General features: G+C 30.2%; 11 protein-coding genes. 5 read left to right on the top strand and 6 right to left on the bottom strand.

The annotated features are described in order from the left end of the window. Positions 1-79 precede the first annotated feature (79 nt). From H0I27_RS05695 to H0I27_RS05670, 6 genes are all read right to left on the bottom strand, one after another. Positions 80-1,246 (bottom strand): acyl-CoA dehydrogenase family protein, encoded by a 1,167-nt coding sequence (locus H0I27_RS05695; RefSeq protein ID WP_218732903.1) that lies wholly within the window; start codon positions 1,244-1,246, stop codon positions 80-82. 26 nt (positions 1,247-1,272) lie between these two features. After that, complete coding sequence (locus H0I27_RS05690; protein WP_218732902.1) at positions 1,273-2,160, bottom strand: helix-hairpin-helix domain-containing protein; 888 nt, start codon at positions 2,158-2,160, stop codon at positions 1,273-1,275. Positions 2,161-2,170: 10 nt separating this feature from the next. Next, positions 2,171-3,760, bottom strand: coding sequence for a sodium:alanine symporter family protein (locus H0I27_RS05685; RefSeq protein WP_218732901.1), 1,590 nt, complete (start codon positions 3,758-3,760; stop codon positions 2,171-2,173). A gap of 89 nt (positions 3,761-3,849) precedes the next feature. Continuing rightward, complete coding sequence (locus H0I27_RS05680) at positions 3,850-4,749, bottom strand: NAD(P)-dependent oxidoreductase (protein WP_218732900.1); 900 nt, start codon at positions 4,747-4,749, stop codon at positions 3,850-3,852. Between the two features lie 90 nt (positions 4,750-4,839). After that, positions 4,840-5,844, bottom strand: coding sequence for a TrkA family potassium uptake protein (locus H0I27_RS05675; protein ID WP_218732899.1), 1,005 nt, complete (start codon positions 5,842-5,844; stop codon positions 4,840-4,842). 3 nt (positions 5,845-5,847) lie between these two features. Further along, positions 5,848-6,069 carry a PspC domain-containing protein gene (locus H0I27_RS05670; protein ID WP_218732898.1) on the bottom strand — a complete coding sequence of 74 codons (222 nt, stop codon included), beginning with the start codon at positions 6,067-6,069 and terminating at the stop codon, positions 5,848-5,850. 177 nt (positions 6,070-6,246) lie between these two features. Between H0I27_RS05670 and uvrA the strand changes: the two genes are divergently transcribed. The 5 genes from uvrA (at position 6,247) to H0I27_RS05645 (ending at position 15,214) form a co-directional block, all read left to right on the top strand. After that, a complete protein-coding gene (gene uvrA / locus H0I27_RS05665) occupies positions 6,247-9,069 on the top strand; it encodes an excinuclease ABC subunit UvrA (protein WP_218732897.1) in 2,823 nt (940 codons plus the stop codon). A gap of 101 nt (positions 9,070-9,170) precedes the next feature. Further along, on the top strand, positions 9,171-9,878 hold the full coding sequence (locus H0I27_RS05660) for a TIGR00730 family Rossman fold protein (RefSeq protein WP_208888706.1): 708 nt from the start codon (positions 9,171-9,173) through the stop codon (positions 9,876-9,878). 146 nt (positions 9,879-10,024) lie between these two features. Further along, positions 10,025-12,784 (top strand): aminopeptidase, encoded by a 2,760-nt coding sequence (locus H0I27_RS05655; RefSeq protein WP_254713148.1) that lies wholly within the window; start codon positions 10,025-10,027, stop codon positions 12,782-12,784. Between the two features lie 102 nt (positions 12,785-12,886). Continuing rightward, on the top strand, positions 12,887-13,552 hold the full coding sequence (locus H0I27_RS05650) for a hypothetical protein (protein ID WP_218732895.1): 666 nt from the start codon (positions 12,887-12,889) through the stop codon (positions 13,550-13,552). A 12-nt stretch (positions 13,553-13,564) separates the two neighbouring features. Continuing rightward, positions 13,565-15,214, top strand: a complete 1,650-nt coding sequence (locus H0I27_RS05645) for a hypothetical protein (protein ID WP_218732894.1) — start codon at positions 13,565-13,567, stop codon at positions 15,212-15,214. The last annotated feature ends 163 nt before the right edge of the window (positions 15,215-15,377 follow it).

The following is a 15,377-nucleotide window of genomic DNA, read 5'->3' as shown; positions in this document are numbered from 1 at the left end:
AGGAAACGGCCTAAAAAAGAGTGTCCAGTGTATTCAAAAATTATTTTTTTTAATTGATACTTACAATGTTTTGGAAACCTTATGTTGCTGGTTTATATTCTTTCTTATCAATTACAATCTTTGCGATAATCTCTTTTAAGATTTCTGAAGTCCCACCTCCTATGGGTCCTAATCTACTATCTCTTAATAAACGCGCCATCGGGTAATCTTCCATATAACCATAACCGCCTAACATTTGCAAAGCGTCGTAAATAACTTCATCTGCCATTTTTGTAGAGAGTAATTTAGACATACTTGCCTCCTTTACTACATATTGACCATCGTCGAGACGTTTTGTAATTGAGTAGTTGTATTCTTTACACATATCTACTCTACTTGCCATTTCTGCTATTTTATGCCTTAATACTTGAAATTTATCTAAAGATTTACCAAAAGCAATTCGTTCTTGCATATAATTTAAAGCATATTCTAGCGCAAATTCTGCTCTAGCATGTGCATTTACACCCATTACCAATCTTTCTAAGGCAAAATGTTGCATAATATAAGGGAATCCTTTTCCTTCTTCTCCTAATAAATTTTCTGCAGGAATTTCTACATTATCAAATGCTATTTCTCCGGTATCTGATGCTTTCCAACCTAACTTATCTAACTTTGTAGCTGTAAGTCCTTTTGAGGCTCTATCTACCACAAAGATGCTAATTCCTTTATATCTATCTGAAGGATCTGTTTTTGCTGCTACAATTAAATAATCTGAATAAACGCCATTTGTAATAAAAGTTTTTGAACCGTTTAAAATATAGGTATCTCCTTGCTTAATTGCTGTAGAACGCATACCTGCAACATCAGACCCACCAAATGGTTCAGTGATACACATGCAACCAATCATATCTCCCTCTATACTTGGTGTTAAATATTTATTTTTTATAAAATCATTACCTTCTTTAGTTAAGTGCGTCATGGCTAAATATTCGTGCGCCCACATTGCAGCAGCAAAACCACCTGAATTAACTTTCTGCAATTCTTCTAAAAAGATAACTGTATAAAATAAATCTAAATTTAAGCCTCCGAACTCTTCTGGAGTGTTTAAACCGAAATAGCCCATTTCTCCAAATTTCTTCCAAATAAAACGTTCTATACTACCTTCTTTTTCCCATTTATCTATATGAGGAATTACTTCTTTTTTCAAAAACTCTTTAAAACTTGCACGGAAAGCTTCGTGCTCTTCAGTAAAATACATACTGCTCATAAGCCAATAAATGTGTTTGTGGTTTGTTATTCAGCCATCAAATATAAGACTATTCTATCATATTTATCTAACGGAAAATCTATGATGTTTTTTAATTCAGAAATATTTTGAAGTTCGGCTACTTCATCTCTGTATTCAAAAATCTTTTTACACAACGAATAATCAATATAAGGATTCTTTAAAAGTGCTTTAAATGAAGCTGTATTTACATTTATTTTATTGATAATTGGTTTATCAACTATTTTAAATTTTGATAATACTTTATTTGCAACTTCTACATCTAATCCCCAAACTTCCTTTAGTTGATCTTCAATAGAAAAGCCTTGTAGCTTTGTTCGATAGTTTATAATTCGTTCGGAAAAAGCGGCTCCGACTCCACTTACCGTTCTAAAATCTTGGGCAGTTGCTTTATTGATATCTGTAGTAGATACAATTTTTTCATTCTTTTTATAATAAATTTGCTTTCTGCCTGAAGATGATGGGCTAGAATTTTGTTTGACAACCCAATTTGGAAACTTAAAATACGGTGCAATTTTATGTAGTAAAGAATCAGAAATTTGGGTTACTCTTTGAAACTCACTTTTTGAGTTGACAAATTTATTTGTTTTTCTAAAAGCCAATAACCGATCTATCTCCTCTATAGACATCCCTAATTGTTCCCCTTTACTGTCTGTAATATAATTAGGATTAAATGGATAAATTTTAGGCTTTCTATTTTCTATTTCAATCGTTCGTATACTATCTATTTGTTGATGAAATGCTAAAACCTGTTTAGAATTAAGGTCTATTTTGTCATCCGAAGAAAAATTACCAAAGACAATTACAGATTGTATGATAAGGATAAGTAGTATTAAAAAGAAAATCCCATTTCTTTGGCTTTTGTGATACCAGAAATGGGATTTTAATATTTTCATAAAAAGTGATTTACGCTTTTGTCCTAGACTTTATAGCAGCCATATATTTATTTAGTTCTTCTTTTACTTTAGGTGCAAGAATTATTAAACCAATCATGTTTGGAACCATCATTGCAAAAACCATTGCATCAGAGAAACCAATTACAGAACCTAAACTTGCTGCCGCTCCGATTACTACGAATATACAGAAAATTATTTTATATGTATATTCCATTTTCTTAGACCTTCCGAATAAAAACACCCAACCTTGAAAACCATAGTAAGACCAAGAGATCATAGAACTAAATGCAAATAAAACAACTGCAACCGTTAACACATACGGAAACCAAGAAATTGCAGATTCGAATGCACCTGATGTTAATAATATTGCTTGTGCATCATTTAAAGAGGCATTTTCTGCCGCAACATTACCTGTGATAATTAATACCAATGCTGTCATTGTACAAACTACAACAGTATCTATAAATGGCTCTAATAAAGCAACCATACCTTCACTTGCTGCATATTTAGTTTTTACAGCAGAATGCGCAATAGATGCAGAACCAATACCTGCTTCATTTGAAAAAGCTGCTCTTCTAAATCCTTGTACCAATACCCCTACTGCTCCACCAGCAATACCTTCTGGACTAAATGCACCATTAAATATTTGTAAAAATGCATCGCCAATCATAGTATAGTTTGCAAAGATTACAAACAACGCTGCTGCAACATAAATTGCTACCATAAAAGGAACAATTTTATCTGTTACTTTTGCTATTTTTTTGATTCCTCCAATAATTACAATACCTACTAAGATTGCCATTACAAGACCAAATAACCAACCTTTACCGGCTAAAAATGACTCTGACCCTCCTGTTATGTTTTGTACTAATTGAAAAGCTTGATTTACTTGAAACATGTTTCCTCCTCCAAAAGAACCTCCAATAACAAATACAGCAAATAAACCTGCTAATATTTTACCTAAAGTTTTATTTTTTAATCCTTTTGTTAAATAATACATCGGACCACCATAAACGGTTCCGTCCGATTCAATATCTCTATATTTAACACCTAATGTACACTCTACAAATTTAGAAGCCATTCCTAGAAACCCAGCAACAATCATCCAAAAAGTAGCACCTGCACCACCAATGGAAACAGCAATTGCTACACCTGCAATATTTCCTAAACCAACGGTTGCAGACAATGCTGCCGTTAAAGCTTGAAAGTGAGAAACCTCACCTTCATGTCCCTCTACTCTTATAGTATCTGGATTATCTTCTTCATCTGTAAATGTAGATTTAGATATTTCTACTTTATGATTTTCTCTTTCTTCTAAATCGTCATACTTACCTCTAACAATATTTATTGATGTAAAAAAACCTCTAAAATTTATAAAATTGAAGTAAAACGTAAAATAAAGTGCTCCTAAAATAAGTGGAAACAACACCCAGTATATTCTAATTGTATCTGTAAATGGAATTTGGTAGAAAATAAGGTTCACAAACCAACCTGTTGCATCTCCGAAAGCTTTATCGATTTGTTGATCTAGTCCTTTTTCTTGTGCAAATGTTAACATGGGGATTGCCAATAAAAACATTGACAGAATTCGTTTCTTCATAATATATAAATTATTGTTTTTTCAATTAGTAACTCGCAATATCCTAAAAATTTGCTCTTTTCACAACTTTTAGCAGATAAATCCAAATTTTATATTAAGATTTCTTTAAATCTTTGTAAATCTTCTTTAAATGACTTTGGATAAAATTCTAGTATTTTATTGGTTTTAGATAAATCAAAACCTGTTTTTGCAGGTCTTGGTGCCGTCTGATTTAAAGTGGATGTTGATATTGGTTTAATTAAGTTTTTATCTAAATTAAAAGTAACTGCTATTTGTTGCGCAATTTCATAAACACTTAATAATTCATTTGATGATATATTAAAAATACCTGTTGCTTTTTTATCCATAGAGATCTTACAAGCTAAGGCTAAGTCCTCTACATAGGTTGGTGTTCTAAATTGATCGTCTACAATAGTAATTTCTTTTCCTTTCTCTAACATCTCTCTAACCCATAGTACAATATTACTTCGGCTCATATCAAACACTTTTCCGTAAACTAAAATAGTTCTTAATATCGTGTAATTTATGCTTGACTCTAATAAAAGTGCTTCAGATTTTAATTTCGAAGATCCATAATAACTTAATGGATTTGCAATATCCGTCTCTTTATAATTTCCTTTTATTCCATCAAAAATAAAATCCGTAGAAATATGAATTAAATGAGCATTTAGTTCTGCTGATATTTCTGACAACCATTTTACAACCGTTATATTTAACAAATCACATGCTGCCTTCTGGTTTTCACAGTCATCAACTTGTGTCATTGCTGCCGTATTGATAATAAAATCTGGCTGAATATCTAATAATACTTTTTTAAGATTTTCTTCTTCAGTAATATCAATAGAAACATAAGAAAAATCATTTCTCCCACTTCTATTATCTCCTCTTGAAAATCCAAAAACTTGGTAAGCTTCTTTTTCTTTAAGCAATAAACCTAATAAAGATTGACCTAACAACCCGTTACTTCCCGTAATCACAACTTTAATCATAGATAGATTTCTTATTTTATATTTTTTAGCGTTTTATTTTAGGTAAAAAAAAATCAATAACCCCAAAGATTCTTTTCATATTTTATGAAACTAAAACAACGCTCTTAATTTAATTATTTGATTTGGTCTCCCCAAGACAATTAAATGAGATCCTTTAATAAGTAGACAGTCTGCTTCCGGATTTATAATGTATTCTTTATTAGGACCTATAAAACCGATAACCGTACATCCTGTTTTTTTTCTTAAATCTAAATCTAAGAGCGTTTTATTGATATATTTTTCTGGCAAATCGTCTACAGCTATTTCTTCTAAGTTAGCTGTAGTCTCTCCTTCTATAGTTAAACGGTCTACAAACTCAATAACATCTGGTGTAGTTACCAATGAAGCCATATGATCTCCTCCTAATTTATCTGGCATAATTACATTGCTTGCTCCTGCAATTTTTAGTTTACTAAAAGAAGACTCATTAGATGCCCTACTTATTACTTTGCACTCTTTATTTAATTGACTCACCGTTAAAACTACAAACAAATTATTAGCATCCGAGGGTAAAGCAGTAATTAAATAGGACGCTTTTTCTATACCTGCTCTCAATAAGGTTTCATCTAAAGTTGCATCTCCGCTTATATTTAAAACCCCAGCTGCATCTAATATTTCTATTCTTTCTTTACTTTTTTCAATAACAACAAAGTCTTTATTATAATTTTTTAACTTTAAAATTGCTTGTTTTCCATTTCTTCCATATCCACAAACAATGGTATGCCCTTTTAAACTTGCTATTTTTTTTTCCACTTTTCTATGCTTAAAATGTTCAAATAATCTACCACTTACTAAATATTCTGAAAAAGCTGAAACAGCATATCCAAAAATAGTAATACTAGTTAAAATTAAAAATATTGTAAAAACTTTTTCTTCCGGAGAAAATGGTCTCAACTCACCAAAACCGACAGTAGTAACGGTAATAACCGTCATATACAATGCATCTATAAAAGAGTAATTAGAAAGCACCATATACCCTATTGTGCCTAAAGATAATATAGCAATAACTAAAAATAAAGTTTTATTAATTTTAGATTCTAATACAGCTATCTTCATATATTATAGATCAAAGACAGAACTTCTTTTAGTGTACACCGTATCTTTTAACTTTAATAAAAATGCTAATGTTAAGTAAAAACCAAAAGACAAACCTACCGTAAAAAAAGTGACATAAATAAAAAATAAGCGCACATTTAAGGCTCTCATCCCTATTCTATCTGCTAATCTTGACGAAACATGAAATCCATTTCTTTCAAAAAAATGTCGAATACTATCTATCATTTAAGTTCAAATAATTTAAATGCAATATAGTATTTTATCAATTGATAACAACATTTTTTAAATTACTGTTCTTATTATGGAATATTTCTATAAAAGTTTAACATCAAAAGCGTTAAACAATCATCCTTAAATTAAAATTGGTTTCTTTAACTTTGCGTTTTTCCAAAAAGATCTCATTTGAAAGACCAAGAATATATAGAAGTATACGGAGCAAGAGTCCATAACTTAAAAAATATTGATGTAAAAATCCCTCGTGAAAAACTAGTTGTAATAACTGGGTTAAGCGGAAGTGGAAAATCTTCTTTAGCTTTTGACACTATTTATGCAGAAGGACAAAGGCGATATATTGAAACTTTTTCAGCATATGCACGTCAGTTTTTAGGCGGATTAGAAAGACCCGATGTTGATAAAATTGATGGGCTTTCACCAGTAATATCCATAGAACAGAAAACAACTAATAAAAGTCCGCGTTCTACGGTTGGTACTATTACTGAAATTTATGATTTTTTAAGACTATTGTTTGCAAGAGCCGCAGATGCGTATTCCTATAATACTGGAGAAAAAATGGTAAGTTATTCTGATGAACAAATTAGACAACTTATTTTAAAGGATTTTGCTGATAAAAAAATTGCTGTTTTAGCACCTTTAGTAAAATCTAGAAAAGGACATTATCGTGAACTTTTTGAACAAATTTCTAAACAAGGTTTTTTACGTGTTCGGGTTGATGGAGAAATAAAAGAAATAGAAAAAGGAATGCGTTTAGACAGATATAAAACGCATGATATTGAGGTTGTAATAGACAGACTTTTGATAAATGATTCTATTGAAAAACGCTTAGAAGAAACTATAAAAACAGCATTATATTCTGGAAATAACATTATGATGGTTATTGACATTGACAACAATGAACCTCGTTATTTTAGTAGAGAATTAATGTGTCCAACATCTGGAATTGCATATCCAAACCCAGAACCGAATACTTTTTCATTTAACTCGCCAAAAGGAGCATGTAATAAATGTAGTGGATTAGGAATTACAAATGAAATTAACCTAGAAAAAGTAATTCCAGACAATTCTCTCTCCATACAAAAAGGAGGAATTACTCCACTTGGAGAACAAAAAAGTAGTTGGATTTTTAAACAGATAGAAAATATTGCTGAACGTTATCAGTTCAAATTAACAGATCCTATAAAAAATATTCCAAAAGAAGCGTTAGACGTAATTTTGAATGGAGGAAATGAGTCTTTTGAAATTGAGTCTAAAGCAGCCGGCGTTACTAGAAATTATAAAATAGATTTTGAAGGAATTATTTCTTTTATAGAAAACCAATATGACAGTGCAGAAAGCACCACAATAAAACGTTGGGCTAAAGGTTTTATGGATGAAGTTTCTTGTTCTACCTGCGGTGGAAAAAGATTAAAAAAAGAAGCGCTTCATTTTAAAATTATCGATAAAAACATTAGCGATTTAGCACAAATGGATGCTACTGAACTAGCAAAATGGTTTAAAAACATTGAAAAAAGTTTATCAAAAAAACAACTAATTATTGCAGCTGAAATTTTAAAGGAAATTAGAACTAGAATTCAGTTTTTATTAGATGTTGGTTTAGATTACTTAACGTTAGACAGAACCTCTAAATCACTTTCTGGAGGAGAAGCACAAAGAATTCGATTAGCAACTCAAATTGGTTCTCAATTAGTAGGTGTTTTGTACATTTTAGATGAACCAAGTATTGGATTGCACCAACGAGACAATCAAAAATTAATTGATTCCCTTGTAAAATTACGAGATATTGGTAATTCTGTTTTAGTCGTGGAACACGATAAAGACATGATGGAACATGCGGATTTTGTGTTCGATATTGGTCCTGGTGCAGGAAGACACGGAGGTGAAATAGTAAGCTCTGGAACTTTTGAAGATTTAAAAAAACAAAATACTTTAACAGCAGATTATCTAACAGGAAGAAAAGAAATTGCGGTTCCTAAAAAACGTAGAGAAGGAAATGGAAATTTCATCAAACTAAAAGGTGCAACCGGAAACAATCTAAAAAATGTTTCTGTAGAATTTCCACTTGGAAAAATGATTTGTGTAACTGGAGTTTCTGGAAGTGGAAAATCTACCTTAATAAATGAAACATTATACCCTATTTTAAACGCTCATATATATAGAGGCGTCAAAAAACCGATGCCTTACAAAAAAATTGAAGGTTTAGAGCATGTAGATAAAGTAATCGACATCGATCAATCTCCTATTGGAAGAACTCCAAGATCTAACCCAGCAACCTATACAGGTACTTTTGGTGAAATTAGAAGTTTATTTGCAAAAACACCAGAAGCGGCAATTCGTGGTTACAAACCTGGTCGCTTTTCTTTTAATGTAAAAGGAGGACGATGTGAAACTTGCCAAGGTGGAGGAGTTCGTGTGATAGAAATGAACTTTTTACCAGACGTACAAGTAGAATGTGAAACTTGCCAAGGAAAACGATTTAATAGAGAAACTTTAGAAATTAGATACAAAGGAAAATCTATTTCTGATGTTTTAAATATGACGATTGAAGATGCTACTGATTTCTTTGAACTCATACCAAAAATACACAGAAAATTAAAAACAATTAAAGATGTTGGGCTTGGGTACATAACATTAGGGCAACAATCTACCACACTTTCTGGAGGGGAAGCACAACGAATTAAATTAGCATCAGAGCTATCTAAAAGAGATACAGGAAATACTTTCTATATTTTAGATGAACCTACAACCGGACTTCATTTTGAAGATATTAGGGTTTTAATGGACGTTTTAAATAAACTTGCCAATAAAGGAAATACCGTACTAATTATAGAGCACAATTTAGATGTTATAAAACTAGCCGACTATATTATTGATGTTGGTATGGAAGGCGGAAAAAAAGGAGGAAAAATACTTTGCACCGGAACTCCGGAAGAAATTGCAAAACATAAAACGAGTTATACTGCTAAATTTTTGAAAAAGGAATTGAATTAAATTTTAATCATTTAACATCGTGTAATGTTAAAAAAGAGCTATTTTAGCAAGCTTTCTTTTTTTTTGAAAAAAGAAAAATAAATTTTAAAAAATTACAGATAATGACAAGTGATGATAGAAAAATAAAAGAAAAATTACAAACAAAAACCTGGAACGAGATAAAAACAAACGATTCTTGGGCTATTTTTAAAATAATGGCAGAGTTTGTAGATGGTTATGAGCGTTTAAGCAAAATTGGCCCATCAGTATCTATTTTTGGATCTGCAAGAACAAAACCAGATCATCCATATTATAAATTAGCAGAAGAAGTTGCTTTTCAATTAACTCGCAACGGTTACGGTGTAATTACTGGTGGTGGACCAGGAATTATGGAAGCAGGAAATAAAGGAGCTCACAGAGGAAAAGGAAGTTCTGTAGGTTTAAATATTGAATTGCCTTTTGAACAGCATGACAACCCATGGATTGACCAAGGGAAAAGTTTAGATTTCGATTACTTTTTTGTACGTAAAGTAATGTTCGTAAAATACTCGCAAGGTTTTGTAGTAATGCCTGGTGGTTTTGGTACTATGGATGAGCTTTTTGAAGCCATTACACTAATACAAACCCATAAAATTGGTCGTTTTCCTATTATTTTAGTCGGAACAAAATTCTGGGGTGGTTTATTAGATTGGATAAAAAACACTCTTTTAGAAGAAGGAAATATTAGCGAAAAGGATTTAGACCTTTTTAGATTGGTAGATACTGCAGAGGAAGCTATCGAACATCTTAATAATTTTTACGATAAATATCATTTTAAGCCTAATTTCTAAAATATTATATTAATTTACACTTTTATATAGCCTGTCTTTTTATAGTAAGATAGGCTATTATAATATAAACCCTATTTAACACAATAAAGATTTAATTGAAAAATCGTTATTACATAGTACTAATATGCTTCTTAGCATCCAGTTTTGTGTTTTCACAGCAGAACTCTATCAGCATAAAATCTAAATTAGATACCAAAAAAGACGAGCTTAAAATTCAACAAGAAATTGTTTTTAATAACCCATCAGACTCTATATTAACTAAAGTTTATCTTCATAATTGGGCAAATAGTTACAGAGACAGAAAAACGCCATTATCTAAACGTTTTATTAAGGATTTTAGAAAAGATTTATACTTTGCAAAACCACAAGAATTAGGTTCATCTACCATAAAAAGTCTTTCTGTCGATTTTGAAAATGTCTATTTTAAAGAATTAGACAAACAAGCAGACATCATAGAAATAGATCTTGACAAACCATTACATCCAAATTCAAAAATCACTATATCTATAACATATATTGTAAAAACACCCAGTGCTCGTTTTACAAAATATGGAAAAACAAAAACAGGTTATCATCTTAGGAATTGGTATTTAACACCTGCTATTTACGACAATGGCTGGCAATTAATGAGTAATTTAAATTTAGATGATTTATACGAAAAAGGGACTGATTTTAAAATAGAAATAGATGTACCCAAAGATTTAATAGTAGAATCTAACTTATATCAATATAAAACAAAAAAAGAAAATACAAACAGTTACTATTTAGTTGGAAAAAATAAAACCGATGTTATTCTTGGAATCAACAAAACAAAACAACTAAAAACCTATAATACAAAAACAGTTACTGTACATACAGATGTTTTCTCTAAAGAATTAGATTACAATTTAACAACAAGTATCTTAAATAGAGAAATCCTTTTTATTCAAAAATACTTAGGAAAATATCCTCATTTAGAAATTTTTATTGACAAAGCTACTCAAAATAAAAATCCAATCTATGGTTTAAATCAATTACCTAATTTCTTACGTCCATTTTCCGATACTTTTAAATGGGACGTTACTATGTTTAAAGCACTTACAAAAAGGTATATAGAAAATACTTTACTCTTAAACAAAAGAAAAGATTACTGGCTAATAGACGGTATACAAAACTATTTAATGATCGAATATGTAGAGGAATATTATCCAGAAGTAAAACTTCTAGGTAAAGTTTCTAACTCTTGGCTTGTAAAAGGATTTAATATTTCTAAATTAGATTTTAATGATAAATACCCTTTTGTATACCAATTTACAGCTCGTAAATTTTTAGATCAAGCATTAAATACTTCTGCAGATTCTCTTTCAAATTTTAATAGAAAAATTGTTAGTAAATACAAAGCTGGCTTAGGTTTTCGTTTTTTAAAAGGATATTTAGGTGATAGTATTTTAAACCAAACAATTCAAGAGTTTTATCAGAATAACCAATTAAAAATTACTTCAAGTACTCATTTTAACAAATTACTTTCTTCTAAGACTACTAAAGATTTAGATTGGTTTTTTAATGATTTTGTAAAGACCAATAAAAAAATAGATCATAAGATTGAAAGCGTAAAAAAAGAAAAAGACAGTATTTCTGTAACCATTAAAAATAAAAGAAATATTACGACTCCTTTAGCTCTTTACGCCATAAAAGACGAAGAAATTAAATTAAAAAAATGGATAGCAGACGTTGACAGTACTAAGACAGTAAAGTTTAAAAAAGGAGACTACGATACTTTTGTATTAAATTATGAAAATTTATATCCAGAATTAAACACTTTGAATAACTGGAAAACAGTTGATAAAAAAATCCTGAACAAACCTCTAAAGTTTTCATTTTTAAAAGACATAAGCAGCCCAAATTTTAATCAAGTTTTTTACCAACCCGATATAAATTATAATTTTTACAATGGTTTAATTCTTGGGGTAAAATTACACAACAAACCGCTGATAAAAAGAAATTTTGAATTTAAAATAGCTCCATATTATGCTACAAAAAGTAATACAGTAATTGGAAGCTTCTCTTTACTTTATAATCAATTTTTTGAAAAAACAAAAATATACAAAGTAGCTTACGGTTTGGCTGGAGGCACCTCTGATTACGCACCTAACTTATCATATAAATCTCTTACCCCTTATGTAGACATCACTTTTAAAAGAAAAACATTAAGAGACATTTCATCAGAATATTTAAGAGCAAAATTAATTCATATAGATAAAGAAATTGCACCTGACGCTATAAGAACAGACCAAGATAACTACAGTGTTCTTAGCTTAAGTTACAATTACTCTAACCCAGATATTATTAAAGAGTTTAGGTACAGCTTTAGCACAGAGTTTGCTAAAAAGTTTTCTAAAGCCACATTAGATCTTAGATTTAGAACCTTAACAACAACAGATACTCAATTAGACTTTAGGTTTTTTGCGGGTGTGTTTTTTAATAATAAAACAGAAGGAGATTATTTTAGTTTTGGCTTAGATAGAAGTAATGACTACCTATTTCAATTAAATTATTTAGGAAGATCTGAAAGCTCTGGTTTCTTTAGCCAACAATACATTATTAACGAAGGTGGTTTTAAATCTGTATTACCTACTAGATTTGCTAATCAATTTATGGTTTCTAATAATTCTAGCATTGGTTTATGGAGATGGATAGAGGTTTATAATGATGTCGCTTTCTTAAAAAATAAAAATCAGCCTCTGTATTTTGCCTATGAAAACGGAATCCGTTTCAACTTTGTACACGAGATCTTCGAAATTTATTTCCCACTATACTCCAACAACGGTTGGGAAATATCTCAGAATGCTTATCCAGAAAAAATAAGATTCTCATTATCTGCTGATGTAAAATCTATTTACAACTTTTTTAAGAGAGGATTTTTGTAATATTCACAAAAACCCCACTAAAGAGTCAATATACCTATAAGTAGGTATTTTAACATTCTCATTAAATATTAATTTTGTCTAACAAATTAAAAATTGATGAAAATGAAAAAAAAACAACTATTATTTATTTTTCTTATTAGCTTTAGTCTCCTAGGGCAATCACAAGAAATTGAAAAGAAAAATGCATTTGCAATTTCTGTTGGATCACCTGGTCTTGGATTAGAATATGCAAGAAAGATTAGCCCAAAACTTAATGCAAAAGTAGTCTGGCACATTTTTAAATTAGAAGATTTCGAAAAAGAAGACCTAGAGATTAAAGATGACTTTGTAGACCTACTTGCAACGATAGAATCTTCAATAATAGATTTAGGTATTGAATATTTACCATTTAAAAACTCTTCATTTAAATTAACAACCGGTCTAGGTATTTTATCTAAAGTAAATGCAAATGCCCTAATTACATATACAGAAGATGTAAAATATGGAGATATTACAATTACCAAAGAAAATATTGGTGAAATAAACGCAGATATTACTTGGAGCGGAGTAGCTCCTTATCTAGGGTTTGGTTTTGGTAGAGCTATACCTAAGAAAAAAATTGGTTTTGGTGTTGAATTTGGTACTTATTTTACTTCATCACCAGATGTAGAATTAACTGCAACAAATTTACTTTCACCGACTTCAAACCAAAAAGAAAATTTAAAAGAAGCTCTTGATACTTTTAAATTTATACCAAGAATACAAATAAGATTAGCTTATAAATTTTAAAAAAAAAGAAAAATGAAAAAACTAAAGAAACTACATGCATTAATTGCGCTCGCATTTATGACGCTACTTGTTATAAGTTGTGATTTTAAAGGAATAACAGACGATGTTGATATTCAAATATCCAACAATATATTAAAACAAGAAGCACTTATTAGTGTTTTAGATATTGTAAACCCTGAAAGTATTGAGGGCCCAAATAAATTAACTGTAGAACTTATTGGAGATGATGCTGATAAATTTGTAACAAATTCTGGAGAAAAAATTTCTAACTTAAAAGTAATTGACGGAAATATATCTTTAGCAGTAAACCCTAACTTTTCTAGTTCTGAAGATTTAAAAGTTTTACTAAAAATTAAAGGCGATAACTATCTAACAACCACTATACCTGTTATTATAGCTGCAAATGACACTTTAGTTACTAAATCTATAAACATAGTAAACAAATTAAATACTGTACAAGGAGTTGATTTCATTGAAACCACTAAAACACTTTCTAACAACTCAATTTCTGAAAACTACATCATTACAACACCAAAAACAAAAGCAACAACAAATACAGAAATCACAATTGAATCTGGTACTATTTTTCAAGATGCAAATGGAAACAACATCTCTGGAGCTAACTTAAAAAGTGAAATTGCTCACTTTAGTTTAGATACACCCGAAGCTATAGCATCTTTCCCTGGAGGTTTAACTCCACTAAGTGTTATTGACGAAACCGGAGAAGAAACTGAAGATGTTGCTTTTATCACAGCAGGTTTTACCTCTATTGATATGTTTGTAGATGGTAAAGAAGTTAAAAACTTTTCTAAGCCAATTAGCGTAGGTATTGAGATTCCAAATAATTACATAAATCCTGAAACTGGAGATAATATAAGTGAAGGTGATTTAATTCCAATTTGGTCATACGGAGAAGATGGTCAATGGGGCTTTCACAAAACAGGAACTGTAACCATGAATACTTCCGGGAACTACAACGTAGCTTTTACAACAACTCATTTATCTTGGTATAACTTAGACTACTATTATAGAGGATGTGATTATTACAGAAAACTAACAGTATCAATCCCGAAAACACCAAGTCTTTCTGATAATTTCAATAACTTAAGCTACGACCTAGTTTATGCACATAATGGTCAAGTTATCGCTAATAGGGATATACAGATATCTAAAACTAAAGATAATTCTAATGGATATTACAGAACACCTAACCAAAACCTAAAAATTAAATTATATTCTGGTAGTAGATATGACAGCAATAGAGTTTTATTATATACTTCAGATACTTTTGATGGTTGTAGTAATAACACTATAAATATAGATGGTTCTACATTTTCTAATTCCATTCCTCCGAAGCCGGACGTAAGAAATATCAACATACAATTTCAAGCCAAATGTGGAGACAAAGTATTAAATCCTTTTTTATACTTATACAGACAAGAAAGCTACACTTACTATGGTAGAACTTATACATACTGGAGATGGGTTGGATACACTTATGCTGGAAAAGGCTACATCTATAACGCACATATAGGAGTGTCCCAAAAATACAAAGTATATTTTGGAGGTAATTCTTATGAATATGATTATACATTTAACTCAGACAACATTATTATTGGTGACTTTGAAGCTCCCGGAGATTTATGCAGCAGATTATTCTAACCAAATAACAGTTTATACAAAAAAAGGGGTATTGTGAAAACAATATCTCTTTTTTATTAAACAAAACCCAATAAAAACTAAAAATCAGCAAAAAAAATTACCATATTCTTAATAAATATATAAGTTTTTAATTATCAACTAAAAAAACTATCTTTGTGATACA

This window comes from Polaribacter sp. HaHaR_3_91 (assembly GCF_019278525.1).
Classification (GTDB): domain Bacteria; phylum Bacteroidota; class Bacteroidia; order Flavobacteriales; family Flavobacteriaceae; genus Polaribacter.
The sequence above is the reverse complement of the archived record's forward strand: the minus strand, read 5'-3'. Positions and strand labels throughout refer to the sequence as shown.

Excerpts from the sequence above, each read along its gene's own strand:
- H0I27_RS05695 (WP_218732903.1), bottom strand. The coding sequence starts at position 1,246 with ATGAGCAGTATGTATTTTACTGAAGAGCACGAAGCTTTCCGTGCAAGT.
- H0I27_RS05680 (WP_218732900.1), bottom strand. The coding sequence starts at position 4,749 with ATGATTAAAGTTGTGATTACGGGAAGTAACGGGTTGTTAGGTCAATCT.
- H0I27_RS05685 (WP_218732901.1), bottom strand. The coding sequence starts at position 3,760 with ATGAAGAAACGAATTCTGTCAATGTTTTTATTGGCAATCCCCATGTTA.
- H0I27_RS05690 (WP_218732902.1), bottom strand. The coding sequence starts at position 2,160 with ATGAAAATATTAAAATCCCATTTCTGGTATCACAAAAGCCAAAGAAAT.
- H0I27_RS05675 (WP_218732899.1), bottom strand. The coding sequence starts at position 5,844 with ATGAAGATAGCTGTATTAGAATCTAAAATTAATAAAACTTTATTTTTA.
- H0I27_RS05650 (WP_218732895.1), top strand. The coding sequence starts at position 12,887 with ATGAAAAAAAAACAACTATTATTTATTTTTCTTATTAGCTTTAGTCTC.
- H0I27_RS05645 (WP_218732894.1), top strand. The coding sequence starts at position 13,565 with ATGAAAAAACTAAAGAAACTACATGCATTAATTGCGCTCGCATTTATG.
- H0I27_RS05670 (WP_218732898.1), bottom strand. The coding sequence starts at position 6,069 with ATGATAGATAGTATTCGACATTTTTTTGAAAGAAATGGATTTCATGTT.
- H0I27_RS05660 (WP_208888706.1), top strand. The coding sequence starts at position 9,171 with ATGACAAGTGATGATAGAAAAATAAAAGAAAAATTACAAACAAAAACC.